General features: G+C 51.8%; 23 protein-coding genes. 11 read left to right on the top strand and 12 right to left on the bottom strand.

The genetic code is table 11. The features are described from left to right. Positions 1–59 precede the first annotated feature (59 nt). The 3 genes from OGX97_RS17720 to hutI form a co-directional block, all read right to left on the bottom strand. Positions 60–779, bottom strand: a complete 720-nt coding sequence (locus tag OGX97_RS17720) for a histidine utilization repressor (protein ID WP_003831502.1) — start codon at positions 777–779, stop codon at positions 60–62. A gap of 87 nt (positions 780–866) precedes the next feature. Continuing rightward, the gene (hutG, locus tag OGX97_RS17715) at positions 867–1808 is read right to left on the bottom strand and encodes a formimidoylglutamase (RefSeq protein ID WP_218659435.1); all 942 of its coding nucleotides are present in this window, start codon (positions 1806–1808) and stop codon (positions 867–869) included. Further along, on the bottom strand, positions 1805–3028 hold the full coding sequence (gene hutI, locus OGX97_RS17710; protein ID WP_191215033.1) for an imidazolonepropionase: 1224 nt from the start codon (positions 3026–3028) through the stop codon (positions 1805–1807). Before hutI ends, hutG begins: the two co-directional genes overlap by 4 nt. A gap of 224 nt (positions 3029–3252) precedes the next feature. Between hutI and OGX97_RS17705 the strand changes: the two genes are divergently transcribed. Beyond that, entirely contained in the window at positions 3253–4536 is a 1284-nt protein-coding gene (locus OGX97_RS17705) for a putative acyl-CoA thioester hydrolase (protein WP_060683743.1), read from the top strand. Between the two features lie 95 nt (positions 4537–4631). Here OGX97_RS17705 and OGX97_RS17700 read toward each other — a convergent pair whose 3' ends face one another. From OGX97_RS17700 to OGX97_RS17690, 3 genes are all read right to left on the bottom strand, one after another. Beyond that, complete coding sequence (locus OGX97_RS17700; protein WP_279850459.1) at positions 4632–6896, bottom strand: hydratase; 2265 nt, start codon at positions 6894–6896, stop codon at positions 4632–4634. 68 nt (positions 6897–6964) lie between these two features. Beyond that, a complete protein-coding gene (locus OGX97_RS17695; RefSeq protein ID WP_048214643.1) occupies positions 6965–8398 on the bottom strand; it encodes an anion permease in 1434 nt (477 codons plus the stop codon). 79 nt (positions 8399–8477) lie between these two features. Further along, positions 8478–9530: a 4-oxalomesaconate tautomerase gene (locus tag OGX97_RS17690; protein WP_048226050.1), complete on the bottom strand. Its 1053-nt coding sequence runs from the start codon at positions 9528–9530 to the stop codon at positions 8478–8480. Between the two features lie 178 nt (positions 9531–9708). Between OGX97_RS17690 and OGX97_RS17685 the strand changes: the two genes are divergently transcribed. Beyond that, a complete protein-coding gene (locus OGX97_RS17685) occupies positions 9709–10659 on the top strand; it encodes a LysR family transcriptional regulator (protein WP_279850458.1) in 951 nt (316 codons plus the stop codon). A gap of 55 nt (positions 10660–10714) precedes the next feature. Here the strand turns inward: OGX97_RS17685 and pgl are convergent, their stop codons facing one another. Further along, positions 10715–11710: a 6-phosphogluconolactonase gene (gene pgl / locus OGX97_RS17680; RefSeq protein ID WP_020996535.1), complete on the bottom strand. Its 996-nt coding sequence runs from the start codon at positions 11708–11710 to the stop codon at positions 10715–10717. A gap of 165 nt (positions 11711–11875) precedes the next feature. Between pgl and OGX97_RS17675 the strand changes: the two genes are divergently transcribed. Next, entirely contained in the window at positions 11876–12694 is an 819-nt protein-coding gene (locus OGX97_RS17675) for a pyridoxal phosphatase (RefSeq protein ID WP_003831476.1), read from the top strand. Here the strand turns inward: OGX97_RS17675 and modC are convergent, their stop codons facing one another. From modC to OGX97_RS17655, 4 genes are all read right to left on the bottom strand, one after another. After that, positions 12695–13753, bottom strand: coding sequence for a molybdenum ABC transporter ATP-binding protein ModC (modC, locus tag OGX97_RS17670; RefSeq protein WP_003831474.1), 1059 nt, complete (start codon positions 13751–13753; stop codon positions 12695–12697). It lies immediately after the preceding gene. Between the two features lie 2 nt (positions 13754–13755). After that, a complete protein-coding gene (gene modB / locus OGX97_RS17665; protein ID WP_008784169.1) occupies positions 13756–14445 on the bottom strand; it encodes a molybdate ABC transporter permease subunit in 690 nt (229 codons plus the stop codon). After that, positions 14445–15218 (bottom strand): molybdate ABC transporter substrate-binding protein, encoded by a 774-nt coding sequence (gene modA / locus OGX97_RS17660; RefSeq protein WP_003831470.1) that lies wholly within the window; start codon positions 15216–15218, stop codon positions 14445–14447. The genes modB and modA overlap by 1 nt, the downstream gene beginning before the upstream one ends. Positions 15219–15402: 184 nt before the next feature. Further along, a complete protein-coding gene (locus OGX97_RS17655; protein ID WP_045441137.1) occupies positions 15403–15552 on the bottom strand; it encodes an AcrZ family multidrug efflux pump-associated protein in 150 nt (49 codons plus the stop codon). 129 nt (positions 15553–15681) lie between these two features. On the opposite strand from OGX97_RS17655, the gene modE reads away from it, so the two are divergent. The 7 genes from modE to gpmA all read left to right on the top strand — a co-directional run bounded on the left by modE (position 15682) and on the right by gpmA (position 23471). Then, on the top strand, positions 15682–16470 hold the full coding sequence (gene modE, locus OGX97_RS17650; protein WP_003831465.1) for a molybdenum-dependent transcriptional regulator: 789 nt from the start codon (positions 15682–15684) through the stop codon (positions 16468–16470). A gap of 67 nt (positions 16471–16537) precedes the next feature. Next, positions 16538–18010: a molybdate ABC transporter ATP-binding protein ModF gene (gene modF / locus OGX97_RS17645; RefSeq protein WP_279850457.1), complete on the top strand. Its 1473-nt coding sequence runs from the start codon at positions 16538–16540 to the stop codon at positions 18008–18010. A gap of 217 nt (positions 18011–18227) precedes the next feature. Further along, positions 18228–19244, top strand: coding sequence for a UDP-glucose 4-epimerase GalE (gene galE / locus OGX97_RS17640; protein ID WP_003831462.1), 1017 nt, complete (start codon positions 18228–18230; stop codon positions 19242–19244). Positions 19245–19253: 9 nt separating this feature from the next. Next, positions 19254–20300, top strand: coding sequence for a galactose-1-phosphate uridylyltransferase (galT, locus tag OGX97_RS17635; RefSeq protein WP_032942745.1), 1047 nt, complete (start codon positions 19254–19256; stop codon positions 20298–20300). A 3-nt stretch (positions 20301–20303) separates the two neighbouring features. Continuing rightward, the gene (gene galK / locus OGX97_RS17630; RefSeq protein WP_032942744.1) at positions 20304–21452 is read left to right on the top strand and encodes a galactokinase; all 1149 of its coding nucleotides are present in this window, start codon (positions 20304–20306) and stop codon (positions 21450–21452) included. Continuing rightward, entirely contained in the window at positions 21446–22486 is a 1041-nt protein-coding gene (gene galM, locus OGX97_RS17625; protein WP_279850456.1) for a galactose-1-epimerase, read from the top strand. The genes galK and galM overlap by 7 nt, the downstream gene beginning before the upstream one ends. 232 nt (positions 22487–22718) lie before the next feature. Next, the gene (gene gpmA / locus OGX97_RS17620; RefSeq protein WP_003022999.1) at positions 22719–23471 is read left to right on the top strand and encodes a 2,3-diphosphoglycerate-dependent phosphoglycerate mutase; all 753 of its coding nucleotides are present in this window, start codon (positions 22719–22721) and stop codon (positions 23469–23471) included. A 108-nt stretch (positions 23472–23579) separates the two neighbouring features. Here gpmA and aroG read toward each other — a convergent pair whose 3' ends face one another. Next, positions 23580–24632 (bottom strand): 3-deoxy-7-phosphoheptulonate synthase AroG, encoded by a 1053-nt coding sequence (aroG, locus tag OGX97_RS17615; RefSeq protein WP_020996538.1) that lies wholly within the window; start codon positions 24630–24632, stop codon positions 23580–23582. A gap of 317 nt (positions 24633–24949) precedes the next feature. Between aroG and OGX97_RS17610 the strand changes: the two genes are divergently transcribed. Next, on the top strand, positions 24950–25324 hold the full coding sequence (locus OGX97_RS17610) for a YbgS-like family protein (RefSeq protein ID WP_003022994.1): 375 nt from the start codon (positions 24950–24952) through the stop codon (positions 25322–25324). Positions 25325–25342 lie beyond the last annotated feature (18 nt).

Below are 25342 nucleotides of genomic sequence, written 5' to 3'. Positions count from 1 at the left end.
ACAATTAAGATACATTTTTATTATATTGCGTCAGCAATCACGGTTTTGATATCCCGACATCAGGACATAAACCGTCCTTGCAGGCGATAGCGGGAACCCGGGAACAGCAAGCGGGCATGAGAGACTATGGACGACGCAGACCAGGTCTTACGGCGGATCAGCAGGCAGGGATCGTGTTCTTTGATATTCAGCAGCGCGCACTCTTCAGCGCTGGCACGTACCGCTTCAACAATATGTTCACCTTCCGTCAGCGGGGCGATCAGTGACAGGTATGCGTGCGGCGTGGTCTGACTGTAATCCTGCGCCAGATACTCCGGCACAATTTCGGCATTCACGCAGCGATCTTCAATCTGTACCGGCAGATCGTTCTCGTAGTGCACCATGACAGAGTGAAAAATGGATGTGCCTTCTTTGACGTTTAACACCAAAGCCTGCTGCGCGTTGGCCTGGGTTTTTTCCAGCGTCAGTACTTCGCACCGGTGCTGATGCTGACGGGCGTTGATTTCATCCGCGATGCTGCGGATTTCAAACAGCGCGGACTGGCCTTTTGGCTCGGCGACAAACGTCCCGACGCCCTGCAAACGCACCAGTAAACCTTCATCCGTTAACTCACGTAGCGCCCGGTTGATAGTCATGCGGCTGAAACCATATTGCGCCACCAGCTCTGCCTCAGAAGGAATGCGATCGTGAGGCTGCCAGATACCGCTGGCAATTTTTTCGCTGATCTCCTGTTTGACCTTTTCGTAAAAAGGAGCCGGAGCAGAACGGGATGGGAGCATGCGTGAGCCTTCCTTAAGCTGAAAATGTGAGTGGGTAGAGTTTACAGGCATTACCCGAGCCTGATAAGCGCAACGCCATCAGGTATATCAGTGCCACCAGTGGGCGATTTGCCAGCCTAATCGCGCCGCCACGCGTGCTGCTCTGCCATCATCGTCAAAGCGTGGATTAAATTCAACCATATCCACCGCCAGGAGTTTACCGCTACGACACAGAGGCTCAATCAGTCTCAGCAGCGTCGCCAAGGGTACGCCAAGCGCGGCGGGGGCCGACACGCCGGGCATTTCCCACACCGGCAGCACGTCGAGGTCGATTGTCAGATAGATGACATCCAGATTGGCAATGAACTGCGCTAACTGCGCCTGCGCCGTATCGCAATGCAGATCCTCCACCACGGTAACACCGAGCCGCTGGGCCTCATCCCAAAGCGCCTGGGTGTTTGCCGCCCGACTGACGCCGATACAGGCATAGTGAAATTCACGCTGCTGTTCATCGCAAAGCTGCGCCAACTGGCGAAATGGCGTACCGGATGTGGCTTGTTCAGCTTTGCGCAAATCGAGATGCGCATCGAAGTTGACTATCCCCACTTTCGCCTGCGGGAACGCATCCAGTACGCCAGCGCCGTGTGCAAAGGCGGTTTCATGTCCTCCGCCCAAAACAAAGGTACGCATGTTCTCGTGCTGACAGCGCTGTACCGCATTGCGTAACGCCTGCTGCGCGCCCTCAAGATCGGGAGCCTGCGCCACAATATTTCCCAGATCCACCAGTCGATTGTGCCCATCATGACTGGCTAAATTCGCCAACGCCTTGCGCAACACATCGGACGCTCCCGCGGCGCCCGTGCGCCCCTGATTGCGTTTAACGCCTTCGTCGCAGGCAAACCCGAGTAACGCTATCTGCTCGCGGTACATTTCTGGGCTAAACGTCTGGCTCAGGGTGATAGTCTGAAACAGGCGCAGCGCATTCGGCGATTCGGCGCGGTCATCACGTCCCTGCCACAGCGCAGGTGAGGCTGGTTGCCAGTTGGTCATGCTATTTGTCCTTTGAATACGCGTTGGTAGAGCGGATTGCGCCCGGGTTCATACAGGATCTCGACCGGGAGGGTTGCATCCCACACCACAAAATCGGCCACAAACCCGGCCTTCAATTGACCGTGGGTGGCATGACGCCCCAGTGCCCGGGCCGCATGACGGGTTACGCCCGCCCATGCTTCTTCCGGCGTTAGGCCAAACTGAACGCAGGCCATATTCATCGCCCAGTGCAGGCTGATAAACGGACTGGTACCGGGGTTAAAATCTGTCGCTACCGCCATCGGTACCTGATATTGACGCAGCAACGCTACCGGTGGGCGCTGCTGCTCTTTGAGGAAATAGAATGCGCCGGGCAGCAGCACGCCGACCGTACCGCTTTGGCTCATCGCCGCCACGCCCGCTTCATCGAGGTATTCAATATGATCGGCGGATAGTCCGTGGTAGCGGCTTACCAACTGTGCGCCGCCAAGCAATGACAGTTGTTCGACATGGCCTTTAATCGGAATGTCCAGCGCCTGTGCAGCCTGAAACACCCGCTCGCTCTGCGCCAACGAAAAACCAACGCTTTCACAGAACAGATCGACGGTCTCAAACAGCCCTTGTTCCCACAATTGCGGCATAATGGTCTCACACACCAGCGTAATATAGCCGTCAGGATCATCCCGGTATTCCGCTGGAGTTGCATGCGCAGCCAACAGCGTCGGGCTGATTTCAACGATATTCTCTGCCGCCAGCGCTGCCACCACGCGCAATATTTTCTCTTCTGTCGGCAAATCCAGGCCGTAGCCGGATTTTATTTCCAGCAGCGTAACACCTTCTTTGATCAGCTGTTCCATCCGCTGATGGGCTACCTGTAAGAGTTGTTCATCCGTGGCGCTGCGGGTCGCCGATACGGTGGCATTGATCCCCCCACCCTGAGCGCTTATCTGCTGGTAGGAGACACCATTTAGCCGCTGCTCCCACTCACCTGCGCGGTTTCCGCCAAAGACCAGATGCGTATGGCAATCAATCAGGCCAGGCGTAATCAGCCTGCCCTGCATATCAAAAGTATTGTCATGCGTGAGATATAACGATGATTCCGGGACGATATCGCGAATCTTGCCCTGGCGGACGATCAGCGCGTGACCATCCAACAGCCCATATGGGGTACCACGTTCAGGGTCCATAGTCGCCAGACGAACATTGCGCCAGATAACATCATCAGGGAAGAATTGCTGCATTCGACTCACCACTTGTCATAGGTTGTATAGACATTTATTTTTGATTATAGGGATGTTGTCAACCTGAAGAACCATAATTGTTATCTATTTGTGATATAAAGACTCTCCGCGCCAGACATTGCTGCGATAAAAAACAACTTTTTACCTTTTCGCCTTCCCGTTTCGCTCAACTTAGTATAAAAAAGCAGGCTTTAATGGATAACTTTCAAAGCCCGGAGCAACCTGTGAACATATCATCAGTTTCCCGTCTGGCGCTGGCAATGGCTTTTGGCGTGACGCTGACCGCCTGTAGCTCTACGCCGCCCGATCAAATTCCTTCCGATCAAACCGCGCCAGGAACCTCTTCGCGCCCAATTTTGTCGGCCAATGAAGCGAAAAACTTCGTTACTGCGCACTATTTTTCTGCGCTGACGCCAAACACCGCGCCGTGGAGCCCTTCTTCTATTTCTCTGCCTGCACAGCCTGACTTCGTCGTTGGCCCGGCAGGGACTCAGGGCGTCACCCATACCAGCATTCAAGCCGCTGTTGATGCAGCAATCATCAAACGTACTAACAAACGTCAGTACATCGCGATTATGCCAGGCGAGTACCAGGGTACGGTATATATCCCGGCAGCAACAGGTAGCCTGACGCTGTACGGTATGGGCGAAAAACCGCTTGATGTGAAAATTGGCCAGGCCATTGACGGTGACATGAGCACCGCGGACTGGCGTCGTACGGTGAACCCAGCCGGTAAATACATGCCGGGTAAACCTGCGTGGTATATGTTTGATAATTGCCAGAACAAACGCGGCACGAATATTGGCGTGATGTGTTCTGCTGTCGTCTGGTCGCAAAATAACGGTCTGCAATTGCAGAACCTGACCATCGAAAACAACCTGGGTGACAGCGTTGATGCGGGTAACCACCCGGCCGTTGCACTGCGTACCGATGGCGATAAAGTGCAGATCAACAAGGTCAATATCCTGGGCCGCCAGAATACCTTCTTCGTGACCAATAGCGGCGTACAAAACCGTCTGGAAAACGATCGTCAGCCGCGTACGCTGGTTACCAACAGCTACATTGAAGGCGATGTGGATATCGTTTCCGGTCGCGGTGCCGTAGTGTTCGATAACACCGATTTCCGCGTAGTGAACTCCCGTACCCAGCAGGAAGCCTATGTATTCGCACCGGCTACCCTGTCAAACATCTACTACGGTTTCCTGGCGATTAATAGTCGCTTCACGGCAAGTGGCGATGGCGTGGCGCAGTTAGGCCGCTCGCTGGATGTCGATTCCAACACTAACGGTCAGGTCGTGATTCGTGACAGCGTGATTAACGAAGGCTTTAACATGGCAAAACCATGGGCTGACAGCGTTATCGCAAAACGCCCGTTTGCCGGTAATACCGGTGCGGAAGATGACAAAGGTGAAATCCAGCGTAACCTGAACGACACCAACTTCAACCGTATGTGGGAATACAACAACCGCGGTATCGGTAGCAAAGTGGTTGCTGAACCTAAGCAGTAAACGTCATTCTCTGATGTAAACCCGGCAGATTCATGCTCTGCCGGGCAATGTGCCGGATGGCGACGAAAATCGCCCTCTCCGGCATACAATTAGTGTTACACCAAACGCGACTTATTAAAGTTAATCAAACTCCCTGCCTTAATAATTTCACGCTCTTCTGCGGTCAGACTTTCCATATACACACTGATTTCACTCACCGCACCATCATCGTGAAGCACATACGCTTCAATTTCTTTACTGCACTCATCTAACGCGCGGCGAATACCGGGAATATAGATATAGTCACCCACTTCAAATGAAGGTTGCTCTGCCATCTGGAGCGGTAGCATACCCCAGTTGATAACGTTGGAACGGTAACGCTTGGTGGCATATTCCTGGGCAATATTTGCCAGGCCGCCAATCACTCTCTGACAGCTCGCCGCCTGCTCGCGCGCCGAGCCATCGCCAGGTTTGACGGCGTAAATCATGCTACCAATCTCAGTATCCAACGGTTGCACATTTTCCTGACCGGCAATCTGTTGGATGCGTTCGAAAACTGACGCCAGTTCGCTGACATCGCCCTCCTCCACGCGCCTTTTTTCCAGCTCCGACGTCGCTTTACTTCTTCCCACATACCCAGGATCTCGTCGAGACAGCGTAAATTCCGCCAGTCCTAGTGGATTAGAGCGATACGACGAGGTTTCACCGGACGGGATAAGTTCATCCGTTGTTGTCACATCATCAAGGATCTTCGAGGCCACTTTCAGCAGAATATTTTCCGTTAATGCGCCCAGTTCCGGCCAGTCTTTAATGTTCGGGCCGTAAATGAGCGGCTGCTGCGTTGCCCCTTTTACGAATCCCTGGTATACGCGACTCTTATAAGGTGCAGGATTAAACGCATAGTCTGGTACCGTATCCCAGCAGTCCAGATCCGTCGCAGCAGTGAGGAATCCTCCGTTGGCTGCCGTAGCCGCAATTGATCGCGCATCCATCAGCGCAACGGCTGACATTTGACCATTGCCCGGTTTCGACCCTTCACGGTTAGGGAAGTTGCGCGTGGTATGGCGGATGCTAAGACCATTGTTGATTGGCGTATCGCCCGCGCCAAAGCATGGACCGCAGAATGCGGTTCTGATGACAGCCCCCGCGCCCAGTAAATCTGTAACGACACCTTTCTGCGCTAAATCCATAAACACCGGTTGTGAAGAAGGGTAGACAGCCAGCGAGAAAGCATCATTACCGCAAGATTGACCGCGTAATGCCTGCGCCGCAGCAATCACGTTTTCATAGTTGCCGCCCGAGCATCCAGCAATTATCCCCTGCTGTACTTTTAAGCGGCCATTTTCTACTTTATCCAACAACGAGAGTCTGGCTTTACCCTGCGCGATACGTGCAGATTCAACTTCAATCTCCCGGAGAATATCCGTCAGATTCTCATTGAGAGTATCAATCTCATAGACATTACTTGGATGGAATGGCAGCGCCATCATCGGCTTAATCGCACTCAAATCAACATAAATACAACCGTCGTACCAGGCCATCGGCTGCGGACTTAGCTGGCGATAGTCTTGCTCACGTCCATGTAATGCCAACCAACTACGAGTTTCATCATCCGTTTGCCAGACGGAGCTCAAACAGGTGGTTTCGGTGGTCATCACATCAACGCTGTTGCGAAAATCCGTTGAGAGATGGCGAATGCCAGGGCCGACAAACTCCATGACCTTATTTTTGACGTAGCCATTTTTAAATACCGCGCCAATGATCGCTAACGCCACATCCTGTGGACCAACACCTGCTGCGGGTTTCCCGGTCAGATAAACGGCAACGACGTCAGGATAATCAATGTCCCAGGTGTCGTTTAGCAGCTGCTTGACCAGCTCACCGCCCCCCTCTCCTACCGCCATCGTACCCAATGCGCCGTAACGTGTATGGCTGTCTGAGCCAAGGATCATTTTGCCGCCGCCCGCCATCATTTCACGCATGTATTGATGGATAACAGCAATATGTGGCGGCACAAAGATTCCGCCGTAACGCTGTGCCGCAGACAGACCAAACATATGATCGTCACCATTAATAGTTCCCCCTACTGCACATAATGAGTTATGGCAGTTAGTCAGAACATACGGCAGCGGAAAACGTTCCATGCCAGAGGCTTTTGCAGTCTGAATAATACCGACAAAGGTAATATCGTGTGAGGCTAATGAATCAAACTTAATTTTAAGCTTATTCATATCACCGGACGTATTATGTGCGGAGAGAATCGACCACGCTATAGTTCTTTTTTTCGCATCCTCTTTGCAGATATGCCCAGGCAAAGAACTCTCAGCTACAACTTCATTATTATCGGAGAGATAAACTCCTTTTTCATACAACGTAATCATTTGATACTCCGTAGTCCCGTACTTATATTAGTGCGCAGTCAATTAATAATTTGAATCTGGTTTATGGTTTACAGCATGTTCCAGTTAATCAACATGCTCCACCACCACACACCCAGGGTGATATGGACAATAAAGGTCAGTAAGGTCAGCATGCCCCCCACCAGCCACCACGATTTAATATCGTTATAGCCAACACCAAAAATAACCGGACCCGCGGCGCCGCCATAATGGGTGACCATTCCACCATAGGAGTTAGAGAAGAGTAATGCCAGCGCGGTTAACATCAATGGTGCGCCGGAGACATTCGCCAGCATGGCAAATACCGGCATCATTGCCACAATATATGCACTGCCTGAGGCAAAGAAATATCGAACGATAATGCTCAGGAACAAAATAACGAAGAACGCCACATTGCCGTGATTACCAAAGTCGAGATTGTTTTTGAACAGTTCAGCTAACCAGTCAAAGAATTTCACTTTCGATAATAACGAACTTAACCCGATAATACCGCCATACCAGATTAAGGTATTCCAGCCGCCCTTATTTTTAACCACATCATCCCAGGTAACCACGCCTAACAAAAGCATCATACCCATTACGACAATCGCTACCGTTGATTCATCAACGCTAAGGCTTTTACTGAAAATCCATCCCAATAACGCAAGGACGAAGATACCCAGCAGCATTTTTTCGCGCCCTTTCATTGGCCCTAAATCCTGAAGCCCGGCTTTAGCAATAGTTTTGTTATCAACCTTTTTAATTTCAGGTGGATACATAAAATAGATAACTAAAGGCGTTACCAACAGCATAACCAGTCCAGGCAAAGCTGCTGCAAGTGCCCATCCCCCCCAGCTCAGTTGTAAATGACAGATATCATTGATCATCTTCAACGCCAGAATGTTTCCTGCCATCGCAGTAAAAAACATATAGCTGGTCGTTTTGGTAACCATATAGACCGTCATCATCAGGTAGTGACCGACACGGCGCGGGCTCTTATCTGGCTCAGAGCCCAGCGCCACCGCCACGCTATTGATAATGGGCAATACAATTCCTCCCGCTCGCGCGGTATTTGACGGTGTTGCCGGAGCTAATACCAGATCAAGGAATACGGTCACATAGCCAAGGCCAAGCGTGGTGTTACCAATTTTACCGATCAGAATATAAGCAATGCGCTTACCCAGCCCCGTCGTCACAAAAGCAGCACTTAACGTAAATGCGGAGAAAACTAGCCATGTCGTACCGGAAGCATAACCGCTCAGTACGCTGCTGGTCTTCAGTACGCCATGGCCTAAATTTCCGACAACTACCATAGAGGCGGCAACGGCAATCAATAGCACCACCGGTTCAGGAAACGGTTTGATCACCAGTCCGACAATGGCCGCAAGATAAATACCAAACAGCACCCACGCTAGTTCACTTAATCCCGCTGGGGCAGGAATCAAACCAATAATACAGGGGATCGCTAATATTAAAATTAGCTTCCATAATGATTTAACGTTCATTTATTAATCCTGAATAATCTGTACAGGCAATACAGTATTTTCGTTTTTCTGCGATCGCAGAGAAATGAGGCCAATGCTGTCAGGGAAGGAAAACATCACCAGCGAATATTTTTCTGGCGGTCCGAATAACCGAAGCTCTGATAGTTTCAGGTTCATCCCCTTTATTGGTTAAATGAATATCAAGAGTGCCGCCAGGATGTTCGATAGTGATATTCCCGTAATGCGCCCCCGCCGTTACCTGACGCGAAACAGTACCGTTAATGACACAGCTGCTGGCGATAGCTATCGCCCCGGTAATCGCCAGCGCTTTATGGCAAGAGTGCGGCATAAAATAACGAACATTAATTTCGCCGTCGTGTTGAGGTGCAGAGATGAGAATCGGTTTTGGGAGAACCTTATTGCTGACATCACCCAGCCCCATAGCTTCACCGGCCTGTAAACGAATAGACTCAATGCGCGACAATAATTCGTTGTCTGCATCCAGTTCTTCCGCTGATTCATAGCCCGTTTTCCCAAGGTATTCGGCAGGAATAATTACGACAGGTGTCGCCATATCCATACAGGTCACCGGAACTGAGTTGATATAATCGATGTGTTGGCCCGTCGGAAAAATATGCCCGGTTTTAGAACCTGCGGCATTAAGAAACGTCAACGCAATAGGGGCCGATGTTCCCGGGACGCCGTCAATTCGTGCCGTTCCTTCATACTCAACAACACCATGCGGCGTCTGTATATCAGCTTCGATAAACGTGTTGGTGTTCACATTGCGAATGCGTACGCGGGTGGTCGGCGTAGAAGCAGCAATCAACCCCTTTTCAATAGCAAACGCACCAACGGCGGAAAGCATATTGCCACAGTTGGGTGTGGTATCGACCCGTTGCTCATGTACCAGTACCTGAGCAAATAAATAATCGATATCAGCGTTGGGGTCGTTTGAAAGACTAATAATCGCGACTTTACTGGTTAACGGATTGCCACCGCCAATGCCATCTATTTCCAACGCATTGCCAGAACCCATAATCCCGATCAATATTTCATCCCGCTGTTTTTCTTCTTCTGGTAAATCTTGTGCTAATAAAAATGCACCCCTGGAGGTTCCTCCACGCATCATAACGCAAGGTATTTTTTTCATAACAATGCTCTCAATATTATTTCCACTACATATATGGTTGCATGTCATGAATAGGGTGGCTAATGACTTTGTTTGTGTGATTAGTGATTTATTTTTATTAATTAAAATTTATGAATTGCGGATACACTGAACACTTTCATCTTAGACAGGGGCTTCCCTGATTGAGTCCGGAGTCAAAATGAAACACGAGTTATCGAGCATGAAGGCATTTGTTACGTTGGCAGAGTCCGATTCTTTTAACAATGCCGCCAAGTTACTCAATATTACGCAACCTGCATTAACGCGCAGGATTAAAAAAATGGAAGAGTATTTACACACCCAGCTATTTGAAAGAACAACTCGCAAAGTCACATTAACAAAAGCGGGGGCAATGCTTTTACCTGAAGCCAGAGAATTAATTAGAGCGTTGGATGAGACCATTTTTAACATCAGTGAAATGAATGTTCATCATCACGGCATAGTGACATTAGCCTGTATTCCTACCGCGGTTTTCTATTTCTTGCCGTTGGCAATTGGAAAATTTAATGAACGATATCCCAATATCAAAGTGCGAATTATTGAACAAGGTACGAATAATTGTATGGAATCCGTACTTTGCAATGAGGCTGATTTTGGAATAAACATGAACAACATCACAAATTCCTCTATCGAGTTCACTCCACTGGTTAATGAACCGTTTGTTCTGGCTTGTCGACGCGATCATCCGCTCGCTAGTAAGCAGTTGGTTGAGTGGCAAGAATTGCTGAATTACAAACTGATAGGCGTTCGTTCCTCAAGCGGTAACCGATTATTGATTGAACAACATTTGTCCGATAAACCGTGGAAGTTGAACTGGTTTTACGAGGTTCGTCATCTGTCCACTTCGCTGGGTCTGGTTGAAGCTGGACTAGGTGTTTCCGCATTACCAGGGTTAGCAATGCCGCAATCGCCGCATCCAACGCTGATAGGGATCCCACTGGTTGAGCCTGTGATTAGACGCACGCTGGGAGTTATTCGGCGTAAAGACGCTATCCTCTCCCCTCCCGCTGAACGTTTCTTCTCTCTTCTGCTTAATTTATGGGCAGATGATACAGATAGCCTTTGGACATCTGTGGCTAAATGTCAGGAAAACATGTCGTTTGCTAAATAAGCAAAAAAATCCGCAATCTTCACAAGATTGCGGATCGTTTGTAACGCCTGGCGTTTTAGTACGCGTTAACAACCACCCACATCGGGCCTTGTCCTACCGCGTAACGACCTTTCTCCGTCAACAGTCCTTGTTCGCCAGCAATCTCGTATACCGCGATATGGTGCGATTTTTGTCCGGCTGCAATCAGGTATTTACCTCTGTTATCGATATTAAAACCGCGCGGCTGAGTTTCGGTAGGCTGGAAACCTTCTTTGGTCAGCACGCTGCCATCTTCAGAGACGCTAAAGACCGTAATCAGGCTGGCGGTACGATCACAGGCATACAGATGACGACCATCCGGTGTGATGTGAATATCTGCTGCCCAACGGGTATCCGCGAAATCAGCAGGCATCATATCCAGCGTCTGCACACACTCAATCTTGCCGTACGGATCTTTCAGCTCCCAGACATCAACAGAGCTGTTCAGCTCATTCACGCAGTAGGCATATTGCTTATTCGGATGGAACGCCATATGACGCGGGCCCGCGCCTTCAACGGTGGTCACTTCAGCTGGTTCCTGCGCAACCAGATGGCCATCATCGCTAACGTCAAACAGGCAGATACGATCCTGTTTCAACGCCGGAACCCACAGGGTACGGTTATCCGGAGAGATGTTGGCTGAGTGGCAACCATCCAGACCTTCTACCACGTCAACCAGTTCCACCGGCAGGCCATCTTCCAGACGCGTGACGCTCACGCTACCCGCATTATAAGAGCCTACGAACACGAAACGTCCCTGATGATCGGTAGAAATATGCGTCGGGCTACCCGGCAGCGCAGACTCTGCCGCGAAGGTCAGCGCTCCGTCATCAGGCGCAATACGATAAGCCAACACGCGAAACTCCGGGCGCACACCAACATAGAGGTAACGCTTATCCGGGCTGACGACCATCGGCTGTACCTGACCCGGTACATCAACCACCTGCGTCAGCGTCAGAGAACCATCGTGATTCAGGCTCCAGACGTGGATTTGCTGACTTTCAGGGCTGGCGGTATAAACGGTTTGCTTCATGAATACTCCTTTGCTTTTTGGCAGGTGGCTGCAATTGCCTGACACACGCCTAAGGTAGACGCTTTTAACGGTGAATGCTTAATTAAGGCTCAGAATTTTGTCCGGCTCCCGTCTCGGTGTACCATTCCAGCAGACAAAATTCTCAACCTTAATCTGGAAAAAACTATGACCGCACGCGTGATTGCCCTGGATTTAGACGGTACCCTGTTGACCCCGAAAAAAACCTTGCTGCCATCCTCTCTCGAAGCGCTCTCGCGCGCCAGAGAAGCAGGCTACCAACTTATCATTGTCACAGGTCGCCATCACGTTGCTATTCATCCTTTTTATCAGGCACTGGCGCTGGATACACCTGCAATTTGCTGTAACGGTACCTACTTGTATGATTATCAGGCAAAAAAGGTACTGGAATCCGATCCCCTCCCGGTAGACCAGGCATTACAGCTGATCGAAATGCTGGATGAACATCAGATCCACGGGCTGATGTATGTGGATGAGGCCATGCTGTATGAGCGCCCAACCGGGCATGTGGTGCGTACCGCTAACTGGGCGCAAACTCTGCCGCCGGAACAGCGCCCGACCTTCACCCAGGTTCCTTCGCTGGCGCAGGCCGCACATGACGTCAACGCCGTCTGGAAATTTGCCCTGACCGACGAAGATATTCCGAAACTGCAGCAGTTTGGCCAGTACGTTGAGCAACAGCTGGGACTGGAGTGTGAATGGTCCTGGCATGATCAGGTCGACATTGCTCGTAAAGGCAACAGCAAAGGACGACGCCTTACCCAGTGGATTGAAGCACAGGGCGGGTCAATGGAAAACGTGATTGCCTTTGGTGATAACTTTAACGATATCAGCATGCTGGAAGCCGCAGGTACCGGTGTGGCGATGGGCAACGCGGATGACGCGGTCAAAGCCCGCGCCAACATCGTGATTGGTGACAACACCACAGACAGCATCGCGAAATTTATCTACTCCCACCTGCTGTAATCAGGCGGTAATCGATACGCTCTTAATTTGCGCGTACAGCCACAGGCCAGGTTTGATACCCAGTTCATCCCTGGCCCATGGGCTAATCCTCGCCCACAGCGTCTTACCGCCCACCTCAAGCTGAACTTCCACCTGACCGTTATCGTCATAACATTGCGCGACTTTTGCCCGGAGAACGTTACGAATACTGGTCTGCTGGGGGGGTTGGAGCACCAGTGAAACATCAGAGGCCTGAATACGAATACGCAGCGCGGTTTGCAGCGGTTGCTCCAGCTTATTGACCCACAGATGCTGATCGCCGAGCGCCAGCGCGGTCATCGCATAGTGTGGATGATGTTCCAGCACGCTGACTTTCAGAATACTGCTTTGCTGTTCCTTAGGCAGCCAGGGGTGCATCACGCTGCTACCCCAGACATCTTCCAGCGAACCAAACGCTTTGACCTGCCCGTTCTCCAGCACCATCACTTTATCCGCCAGGTGCAAAATCTCATCAAGCGAGTGGCTGACATACAGCATCGGAATATTGATTTCACGTGCAAGGCGTTGCAGGTAAGGCAGCAGTTCGCGTTTACGCGGTATATCCAGTGAGGCTAACGGCTCATCAAGCAGCAATAACTCAGGCGCGGTCAGCAGCGCCCGACCGATGGCGACACGCTGCTTTTCACCGCCAGAAAGACCGCCAGGCAGACGGTCAAGCAGCGGTTCAATGCCCAACAACGCCACCAGCTTATCAAATTGTCCGGCCATGCTTTTCGCCATTCCGTAACGCAGGTTGCCGCGCACTTTATAGTGCGGGAACAGGCGCGCATCCTGGAAAACATAGCCCACCCGGCGTTTTTCCGGCGTTAAACAGATACCGTTCTCGACGTCGTTTAAGACCCGACCGTTGAGCACGATACGTCCGGACTGCGGCTGCGTCAGGCCGCTGATGGCGTTAATCAGTGAGGTTTTGCCCGCGCCGGAAACGCCAAAAATAGCGGTGATGCCGCTGGCTGGCAGCGTTTCGTTGAGCGTCAGGCAATGCGTCCCCAGCGTCTGGGAGAAATTGAGTTCCAGCATAATTATCGCCCCGTCCGCTCACGGCTAATACGCGCCAGCCATTCAGAAATCAGCAGCGAAATCAGCGCTAAAACAATAGAAATGATACACAATCTCGCCGCCGCGCTTTCGCCGCCGGGAGTCTGGATCAGGGTATACATCGCCGAAGGAATGGTGCGGGTTTCACCAGGAATGTTGGAAACAAAAGTAATGGTTGCGCCGAATTCCCCGAGGGAACGCGCGAACGCCAGCACCGTACCGACAATAATGCCGGGCAGCATCAGCGGTAGCGTAATGGTCATGAATACACGCCAGCGTCCGGCTCCCAGCGTGCGGGCCGCCTGCTCCAGCTTGACGTCGACACCTTCCAGCGCCAGACGAATTGCCCGTACCATCAGAGGAAAAGACATCACCGCTGCAGCCAGTACCGCACCGCGCCAGCTAAAGGCAAAGGTAATGCCAAACCAGTCGTACAACCATTCGCCAATGAATCCGCGCCGCCCCATGGCGACCAACAGCAGATAGCCTACCACGACCGGCGGCAGAACCAGCGGCAAATGCAGAACGCTGTCGAGCAGCGCTTTGCCCGGGAACTTGCATCGCACAAGCAGCCAGGCAAAGAAGATCCCAAACGGCAAACTAAACAATACAGCCAGGGAAGAAACTTTCAGGCTCAGGATGACGGCCTGCCATTCAGGATCGGTCAGTATCATTACTTGGTCGTAAATCCATAACGTTTAAAGATTTCAGCAGCCTGCGGTCCTTTCAGGTAATCATAGAACGCGCTAACCGTTGCGTTTTTGTGCCCATCAACAATCGCGATAGGGTATTCCACTTTTTTGTGCGAATCTTCCGGGAAAGTCGCAACAACTTTTACGCCCTTACTGGCGACAGCATCGGAACCATAGACGATCCCCAGCGGCGCTTCGTTACGCTCTACCAGCGCCAGCGCACCGCGCACGTCTTCAGCAGGAGCCAGTTTCGGGGCCAGGGTATCCCATGCACCCAATTTTTGCAGCGCTTCTTTGGCATAAATGCCCGCCGGAACATGTTCTGGATCGCCAACAGCCAGGCGTCCACCATTCAACAGACTGGTCCAGTTGGTTTTGCTGTCAATGGTGAAGTCTTTCTGCGCGCTGGCTTTCGGCGCAACCACCACCAGACTGTTACCCAACAGCGTTTCACGCGATGCGGTATCAATCGACTTCTTGTCTACCGCGTAGTCCATCCATTTCTGATCGGCAGAAATAAACAGATCGGCCGGTGCGCCTGCTTCAATCTGACGCGCCAGCGTGGAAGAAGAAGCAAAAGAGGAGACAACATCAACGTTCTTCTCTTTTTTATATTGCGTTGCAATGTCCTGCATCGCGTTGGTCAGCGAAGCCGCTGCAAAAACGGTAATCTTTCCTTCATCCGCCAGCGCATGCCCGGCAACGGTAAGAGAAAGTGTTGCCCCTGCAAACAAGCGTAACCATGTACGTGCCATCTGTAACTCCTTTGCGTTTCGTTATGTAGGCGCAAATATAACGAGTAAACCAGGATTTTCCCAGTGGTTATTGATACCAATTAGAGGTTACGCAAAGAAAATATCGGCAGGGAAAGCAAGATCTTGAGAAAACGAGTTGGCAGGCAAAAAATATAAACGCCCGACTGAGCGGGCGTTTGGGGAATCAATGATTCTGTCTGGACTGGTCTTTCTGACCGATACCGGAGAAAATGTTGAACACTTCACCCAGTCCGTAAATCAGCCCCAGGATGACAGCCATCACCACAGGAACCATAATTACGGCGAATACCAGACTTTTCAATAACTCTAACATGGTCAACTCCAGATATAGTCCTTAGTTGTATTCTAACCACATAACACAGAAAAGCACTCCCCTTTTGTGCGGTTGGCTTTGCGCGCGCGCGGTTTTCCGTCACAATACCCCTTTTGCCAGGAGCTTGTGATGCAGGCCGAAATCCTTCTTACGCTGAAACTTCAGCAAAAACTGTTTGCCGATCCCCGCCGCATTTCTCTGCTTAAGCACATTGCGCTTTCCGGCTCCATCAGTCAGGGCGCGAAGGATGCAGGTATCAGCTATAAAAGCGCCTGGGATGCGATTAACGAAATGAATCAGCTCAGCGAGCAGACGCTGGTTGAGCGCGCCACTGGCGGCAAAGGCGGCGGCGGCGCGGTATTAACGCGCTACGGCCAACGCTTAATCCAGCTGTATGATTTATTAGCGCAAATCCAACAGAAAGCCTTCGATGTTTTGAGCGATGACGACGCACTGCCGCTCAATAGCCTGCTGGCGGCGATCTCTCGCTTTTCGCTGCAAACCAGCGCCCGTAACCAGTGGTTTGGCACCATTACCGCCCGCGACCACGATCAGGTTCAACAGCATGTCGACGTGCTGCTGGCGGATGGCGAAACGCGCCTGAAAGTGGCAATCACTGCACAAAGCGGCGAGCGTCTCGGGCTTGAGGAAGGCAAAGAAGTACTGATTCTGTTGAAAGCGCCGTGGGTAGGAATCACTCAGGACGACGCGATCGCTCAGGCCGCCGATAACCAGTTGCAGGGCACGATTAGCCATATCGAACGCGGAGCGGAGCAGTGTGAAGTATTGATGACCTTGCCAGACGGCCAGACGCTGTGCGCGACTTTGCCGATAGAGCAGACCCACACATTAACGGAAGGCGCTAACGTCACAGCATATTTTAATGCGGACAGGGTGATTATCGCCACACTGTGCTGAGTTAATTGACATCAGCCTGAAGAACACGTATCCCTGTTATTCATCGCTGCAAATAATGGGATACAAAATGTCATCGTTGCAAATTTCGCAAGGCACGTTTCGTCTTAGCGACACAAAAACGCTCCAGTTAGATGCGTTGACGTTAAACGCGGGCGATAGCTGGGCGTTTGTTGGCTCTAACGGCAGCGGGAAATCTGCGCTGGCCCGCGCGCTGGCGGGCGAGTTGCCGCTCCTGAAAGGCGAACGCCGCAGCCAGTTCACACGTATTACCCGACTCTCCTTTGAGCAGCTCCAAAAGCTGGTCAGCGACGAGTGGCAGCGAAACAACACCGATCTTCTTAGTCCCGGTGAAGACGACACCGGGCGCACTACCGCAGAAATCATTCAGGACGAAGTTCACGACCCCGCCCGCTGCGCTGCGCTGGCGCAGCAGTTTGGCATTTCATCCCTACTTAACAGGCGTTTCAAATACCTTTCCACCGGTGAAACGCGCAAAACCCTGCTCTGCCAGGCATTAATGTCCACACCGGATTTGCTGATCCTTGATGAACCTTTTGACGGGCTGGACGTGGCGTCCCGTCGCCAGTTAGCAGAGTTGCTCGCTGAGTTGCACCAGGGCGGTTTAACGTTGGTACTGGTGCTTAATCGCTTTGATGAAATTCCCGAATTCGTGCAGTTTGCTGGAGTACTTGCCGACTGCACGCTGACGGAAACCGGTGCAAAACCCGACCTTCTGCAACAGGCATTAATCGCTCAGCTTGCCCATAGCGAACGGCTGGAAGGCATCCAGTTACCCGAACCGGATGAGCCTTCTGTGCGCCACACGCTGTCAGATAACGAGCCGCGCATTGTGCTTAACGACGGCACCGTCTCGTATAACGATCGCCCTATCCTGCATCATCTGAGCTGGCGGGTAAATCCGGGGGAACACTGGCAAATCATCGGCCCCAACGGTGCGGGGAAATCAACCCTGCTCAGTTTAATCACCGGCGATCATCCCCAAGGATATAGCAACGACCTGACCCTGTTTGGCCGCCGCCGGGGCAGCGGTGAAACTATCTGGGATATCAAAAAACATATTGGCTATGTCAGCAGCAGCCTGCATCTGGATTACCGGGTAAGCACGACAGTTCGCAACGTTATTCTCTCCGGTTATTTCGATTCAATCGGCATTTATCAGGCCGTCTCCGACAGGCAGCACAAGCTGGTACAACAGTGGCTGGATATTCTGGGCATCGATAAACATACCGCGGATGCACCATTTCATAGTCTTTCCTGGGGGCAGCAGCGGCTGGCATTGATTGTTCGTGCACTGGTGAAACATCCTACGTTGCTGATCCTCGATGAACCGTTGCAAGGATTAGATCCGCTCAACCGTCAACTGATCCGTCGGTTTGTGGATGTCCTGATCGGTGAAGGTGAAACTCAGCTTTTGTTTGTCTCTCATCACGCCGAAGATGCCACTGCCTGCATTACCCATCGGCTAGAGTTTGTACCCGAGGGTGATATCTACGCCTATCGACAAACCTCTCTGCGTTAATTTTCATGCCAGGGCGTTTATCACGCCCTTTTTTCTGCTTTTTTTTCAGACAAGTGCTGAAATAACAACCTAACATAATGATTTATAATAAAGTAACTGGCAGCATCGAGTGAAAACACCGGAGTGTAAACGATTCCACTAATTTATTCCGTGTCACACTTTTCGCATCTTTGTTATGCTATGGTTATTGCATACCATAGGCTTAACGGAGCGAATTATGAGAGTATTGGTTACAGGTGGTAGCGGTTACATTGGAAGCCACACTTGCGTGCAGTTGCTGAAAAACGGTCACGAAGTGGTGATCCTGGATAATCTCTGCAACAGCAAGCGTAGCGTACTGCCCGTCATTGAGCGTTTAGGCGGCAAGCATCCGACCTTCGTGGAAGGAGACATCCGTAACGAAGCGCTGATAACCGAAATTCTGCACGATCATGCCATTGATACGGTCATCCATTTTGCCGGTTTAAAAGCCGTTGGAGAATCCGTTGCCAAGCCGCTGGAGTACTATGACAACAACGTCAACGGCACTCTGCGTCTGGTGAATGCAATGCGCGCTGCCAACGTGAAAAACTTCATTTTCAGCTCCTCCGCGACCGTCTATGGCGATCAGCCGCAAATTCCTTACGTTGAAAGCTTCCCCACCGGCACGCCGCAAAGTCCGTACGGCAAAAGCAAGCTGATGGTGGAACAGATCCTGACCGATCTGCAAAAAGCACAGCCCGACTGGAGCATTGCCCTGCTGCGCTACTTTAACCCGGTTGGCGCTCATCCATCGGGAGATATGGGGGAAGATCCGCAAGGTATTCCAAACAACCTGATGCCTTACATCGCGCAGGTTGCCGTTGGCCGTCGCGAATCTCTTGCCATATTTGGCAATGACTACCCTACTGAAGATGGCACCGGCGTACGCGACTACATCCACGTGATGGATCTCGCCGACGGCCATGTTGCTGCCATGGAAAAACTGGCGGGCAAACAGGGCGTACATATTTACAACCTCGGTGCAGGCATCGGCAGCAGCGTGCTGGACGTGGTCAACGCCTTCAGCAAAGCTTGCGGTAAACCGGTGAATTACCATTTCGCCCCGCGCCGTGATGGCGATCTTCCGGCCTACTGGGCTGACGCCAGCAAAGCCGATCGCGAGCTCAACTGGCGCGTGACCCGCACACTGGATGAAATGGCACAAGATACCTGGCACTGGCAGTCACGCCACCCGCAGGGATATTCGGATTAAGGACCAATCATGACGCAATTCAATCCTGTCGATCATCCACATCGCCGTTTTAACCCGCTCACCGGGCAGTGGATCCTCGTATCACCACATCGCGCCAAACGCCCGTGGCAAGGGGCGCAGGAAACTCCGTCTAAGCAGGTACTGCCTGCACATGACCCGGACTGCTTCCTGTGCGCTGGCAATACGCGCGTTACCGGCGACAAAAACCCGGATTACACCGGGACCTATGTCTTTACCAATGACTTTGCGGCGCTGATGTCCGATACCCCGGACGCGCCGGACAGTCACGATCCGTTAATGCGATGCCAGAGCGCGCGCGGTACCAGCCGTGTAATTTGCTTCTCGCCCGATCACAGCAAAACGCTGCCGGAACTCAGCGTCCCTGCGCTAACAGAAATTGTGAAAACGTGGCAGGAACAGACTGAAGACTTAGGCAAAACCTATCCCTGGGTGCAGGTATTTGAGAATAAAGGCGCAGCGATGGGGTGCTCAAACCCGCACCCACACGGACAAATTTGGGCCAACAGCTTTTTGCCTAACGAAGCCGAACGTGAAGATCGCCTGCAGAAAGCGTACTTCGCCGAACAAGGCGCGCCGATGCTCGTTGATTACGTCCAGCGTGAGCTGGCGGACGGCAGCCGTACGGTCGTAGAAACCGAGCACTGGCTAGCGGTAGTACCTTACTGGGCCGCGTGGCCGTTCGAAACGCTGCTGCTGCCGAAAGCGCACGTGTTGCGAATTACCGATTTGACCGACGAACAGCGTGCTGACCTGGCGCTGGCGTTGAAAAAACTGACCAGTCGTTATGACAACCTGTTCCAGTGCTCATTCCCCTATTCTATGGGCTGGCACGGCGCACCGTTTAACGGTGAAGAAAACCAACACTGGCAGTTGCACGCACACTTTTACCCGCCGCTGCTGCGTTCCGCGACTGTGCGTAAATTTATGGTCGGTTATGAAATGCTGGCAGAAACCCAGCGCGACCTGACGGCAGAACAAGCGGCTGAACGACTGCGTGCGGTCAGCGACATCCATTTTCGCGAATCCGGAGTTTAAATAATGAGTCTGAAAGAAAAAACACAATCTCTGTTTGCTGAAACATTTGGCTACCCTGCCACCCATACTATTCAGGCACCGGGTCGTGTGAACCTGATCGGTGAACATACCGATTATAACGACGGCTTCGTTCTGCCCTGCGCTATCGACTATCAAACCGTTATCAGCTGTGCGGCACGCGACGATCGAAAAGTCCGTGTGATCGCCGCTGATTACGACAATCAGGTTGATGAGTTCTCGCTTGATGCGCCAATTATCGCTCATGACAGCCAGCAGTGGTCAAACTACGTGCGTGGCGTAGTGAAACATCTGCAAAAGCGCAATAACGCCTTTGGCGGCGCGGATCTGGTGATCAGCGGTAACGTCCCGCAGGGTGCGGGCTTAAGCTCTTCTGCCTCACTGGAAGTCGCTGTGGGTACGGTATTCCAGCAGCTCTATCATCTGCCGCTCGACGGCGCGCAGATTGCCCTGAATGGCCAGGAAGCTGAAAACCAGTTTGTCGGCTGTAACTGCGGCATTATGGATCAACTGATCTCGGCACTTGGTAAGAAAGATCATGCGCTACTGATCGACTGCCGAACGCTGGGCACCAAAGCCGTTTCCATGCCTGAGGGCGTAGCGGTGGTGATCATCAACAGTAACTTTAAACGCACATTGGTCGGTAGCGAATACAATACCCGTCGCGAACAGTGTGAAACCGGCGCGCGTTTCTTCCAGCAGCCAGCGCTGCGTGATGTCAGCCTTGAAGCGTTTAACGCCGTCGCCCACGAACTGGATCCGATTGTCGCCAAACGCGTTCGCCACGTGATCACGGAAAATGCGCGTACCGTTGAAGCCGCTCAGGCGCTGGAAAAAGGCGACCTGCTGCGCATGGGCCAACTGATGGCGGAATCTCACGCCTCAATGCGCGATGACTTTGAAATTACCGTGCCGCAAATTGATACGCTGGTCGAGATTGTCAAAGCAACCATCGGCGATAAAGGCGGTGTCCGTATGACCGGCGGCGGCTTCGGCGGCTGCATCGTGGCGCTGATCCCGCAAGATTTGGTGCCTGCCGTACAGCAGGCCGTCGCGGAACAATACGAAGCAAAAACCGGTATCAAAGAAACATTCTACGTCTGCAAACCTTCACAAGGAGCAGGACAATGTTAAGCGAAATCCCTGTGCAGGCTCCGGACGGTCAGCCGTTTCGCCTGCTCACCCTGCGCAATGACGCAGGGATGGTCGTCACGCTCATGGACTGGGGCGCGACGCTGCTCTCTGCGCGTATTCCGCTTAGCGATGGTAGCGTGCGTGAAGCATTGCTCGGGTGCGCCAGTCCGGAACAATACCCGGAGCAGGCTGCGTTTCTGGGCGCTTCAGTTGGTCGCTACGCTAACCGTATCGCCAACAGCCGCTATACCTTTGCCGGCGAAACCGTTGAGTTGGTACCAAGTCAGGGCAACAACCAGCTGCACGGCGGGCCAGACAGTTTCGACAAACGCCGCTGGCAGATAGTCAATCAGAATGACCGTCAGGTGCTGTTCGCCTTAACATCTGACGATGGCGACCAGGGTTTCCCTGGTAATCTTTGCGCCACCGCGCAGTATCGCCTGACTGACGATAATCGTATTTCGATAACCTACCGCGCCACGGTCGATAAGCCCTGTCCGGTGAATCTGACGAATCACGTTTATTTTAACCTCGACGGTGACAAAACGGATGTGCGCCAGCATAAGCTGCAAATTATGGCGGACGAGTACTTGCCGGTGGACGAAATGGGCATCCCGCATGACGGGCTGAAATCCGTCGCTGGTAGCACTTTCGATTTCCGCACGCCTAAAATCATCAGCAGTGAATTTCTTGCCGATGACGATCAGCGCAAGGTAAAAGGTTACGATCACGCCTTCCTGCTTCAGGCACAGGGCAATGCGCGTACGCCGGTCGCCCGACTGTGGTCCCAGGATGAAAAACTGCAGATGGTGGTATACACCTCCGCCCCGGCATTGCAGTTTTACTCCGGCAACTTCCTCGGCGGTACACCATCTCGCGGACCAGACGCCTACGAAGACTGGCAAGGTCTGGCGCTGGAAAGTGAGTTTCTCCCGGACAGCCCGAACCATCCAGAGTGGCAGCAGCCGGACTGCTTCTTACGCCCGGGTGAAGAGTATGCCAGCGTGACGGAATATCAGTTTATTCCAGTCTGATCCTTTCCCCTCACAGGCCCGACGACGTAACGTAGCGGGCCTGTTATTTGTTTATCACAGTAGAACCGCTCAAATCCCCACCACTCAAAGACAAAATCGCAACCTTGAATTCACAAGAACCTTACACTGTGGCGCTATTTTCGCTATGGTTATGCGTAAGCATTGCCGCTGACGCTTTACGGCAATATAATGAGAATTATTATCATTCAATATGATTTATAGGAGTGAGTGTATGGCTGTAACTAAGCTGGTTCTGGTACGTCACGGTGAAAGTCAGTGGAACAACGAAAACCGTTTTACCGGTTGGTATGACGTTGATCTGTCAGAGAAAGGCGTGGGCGAAGCAAAAGCGGCAGGTAAACTGCTGAAAGAAGAAGGCTACAGCTTCGATTTTGCTTATACCTCTGTGCTGAAACGTGCCATCCACACCCTGTGGAACGTACTGGACGAACTGGATCAGGCCTGGCTGCCGGTTGAAAAATCCTGGAAACTGAACGAACGTCATTACGGCGCGCTGCAAGGTCTGAACAAAGCTGAAACCGCTGAAAAATACGGTGACGAGCAGGTTAAGCAATGGCGTCGCGGCTTTGCGGTAACACCACCGGAACTGACCAAAGATGACGAGCGTTATCCGGGTCACGATCCGCGTTATGCGAAATTGACCGACAAAGAGTTACCGGTTACCGAAAGCCTGGCGCTGACCATCGATCGCGTTATCCCCTACTGGAACGAAACCATTCTGCCGCGCATGAAAAGCGGTGAGCGCGTAATTATCGCCGCTCACGGTAACTCTCTGCGTGCGCTGGTTAAATATCTGGATAACATGGGCGAAGATGAGATCCTTGAACTGAACATCCCGACCGGCGTACCGCTGGTATATGAGTTCGACGAAAACTTCAAACCAATCAAACACTACTATCTGGGTAATGCTGACGAGATCGCAGCAAAAGCGGCAGCCGTTGCGAACCAGGGTAAAGCGAAGTAATTTTCATCTTGGGTCAAACGAGAAAAGCGTGGAATGCTCCACGCTTTTTTATTGCCGGATGACGGCGTTGTCTTATCCGGCCTACCGAGCGTAGCCAGGATGAATTTTTTAACCGCGGCGCGCTTTTACAGCATCCGCCAGCTGGCGCAATACTGCATCGGTATCTTCCCAGCCAATGCAGGCGTCGGTGATGCTCTTACCGTAGGTCAGCGGCTCACCGCTATCCGGGTTCTGATTACCTTCTACCAGATGGCTTTCGATCATCACACCAATAATTGCTTTTTCGCCCCCAGCAACTTGTCCGCAAACATCTTTCGCGACATCCATCTGCTTTTTGAACTGCTTGCTGGAGTTGGCATGGCTAAAGTCGATCATCACCTGCGCTGAAAGCCCTGCTTTGATCAGACCTTCTTTCACATCGGCAACGTGCTGAGCGCTGTAGTTCGGCTCTTTGCCGCCGCGCAAAATAATATGGCAATCGCCATTACCACTGGTATTTACGATCGCCGAATGACCCCATTTGGTCACAGACAGGAAGCAGTGCGGCGCTCCTGCGGCGTTAATCGCATCAATCGCTACTTTTATCGTGCCATCAGTACCGTTTTTAAAGCCAACCGGGCAGGACAGACCAGACGCCAATTCGCGGTGCACCTGAGATTCTGTGGTACGTGCCCCAATCGCGCCCCAGCTCATCAGGTCGGCGAGGTATTGCGGCGTAATCATATCGAGGAATTCCCCCGCAGCAGGCAATCCGCTGTCATTGATATCCAGCAGCAGTTTACGCGCAATGCGCAGCCCATCGTTGATCTGGAAGCTGTTGTCCATGTGCGGATCGTTGATAAGCCCTTTCCAGCCAACGGTAGTTCGCGGTTTTTCAAAATAGACGCGCATAACGATTTCAAGCTCGTCTTTTAACTCTTCACGCAGTGCCAGCAGGCGAGCGGCATACTCTTTGGCGGCTGCCGGATCATGAATAGAGCAAGGCCCAATCACTACCAACAGGCGATCGTCACTCCCTTTCAGGATTTTATGAATCGCCTTACGGGCATGAGCCACCGTGTTTGCGGCATTTTCAGTAGCGGGGAATTTTTCCAACAATGCGACTGGCGGTAATAACTCGTTGATCTCTTTAATGCGTAAATCGTCGTTCTGATAATTCATGATTATTCCAGCGTTGCCATACTTATATAAATGAATGCAATCCCTCCAATCTATATCTTCAGTCATAAAGTGTAAACGGGGTTTTACACTTTGGACGGATTAATCCTGGAATTGGCCAAAAAAACGCAATAAAGTAGCGAAAAACGAGATCCAACCTACAATTTATAACTGTAACAGCTTTAATTTTCATAAATTTCAAGATTCTATGCTGGGTTTAATTTCTCTGGCAAAACTATTAACCACATATTGATGATGTAACTGGCACATGCACTGTTGGAAGACGTTATCCGACATATCGACCATAACAGGAGCATATTATGCATATGACAAAGCTGGCTTCACTCTTTCTTACCGCTACACTCAGCCTCGCCAGCGGCGCGGCGCTGGCAGCTGAAACCAATACGCAGTCCAATAACGGCCAGGCAAATTCCTCGGCGGATGCCGGTCAGGTCGCCCCAGACGCACGCGAAAACGTGGCACCAAATAATGTCGACAACAGTAACGTGAATTCGGGTGGCACAATGCTGCACCCGAACGGTTCATCAATGAACCATGAAGGGATGACCAAAGACGAGATGCACAAAAACACAATGTGTAAGGACGGTCGCTGCCCTGATGTGAATAAGAAGGTTGAGACCGGAAACGGCATTAACAATGATGCTGAGACAAAAACTGATGGCACTACGCAGTAACGCTGAAAATAAAGCTAA

Origin of the sequence: Citrobacter sp. Cpo061 (genome assembly GCF_030332845.1) — a bacterium.
Classification (GTDB): domain Bacteria; phylum Pseudomonadota; class Gammaproteobacteria; order Enterobacterales; family Enterobacteriaceae; genus Citrobacter; species Citrobacter portucalensis.
Note: the sequence above shows the minus strand (reverse complement) of the source record. Positions and strands in the feature narration are given on the sequence as shown.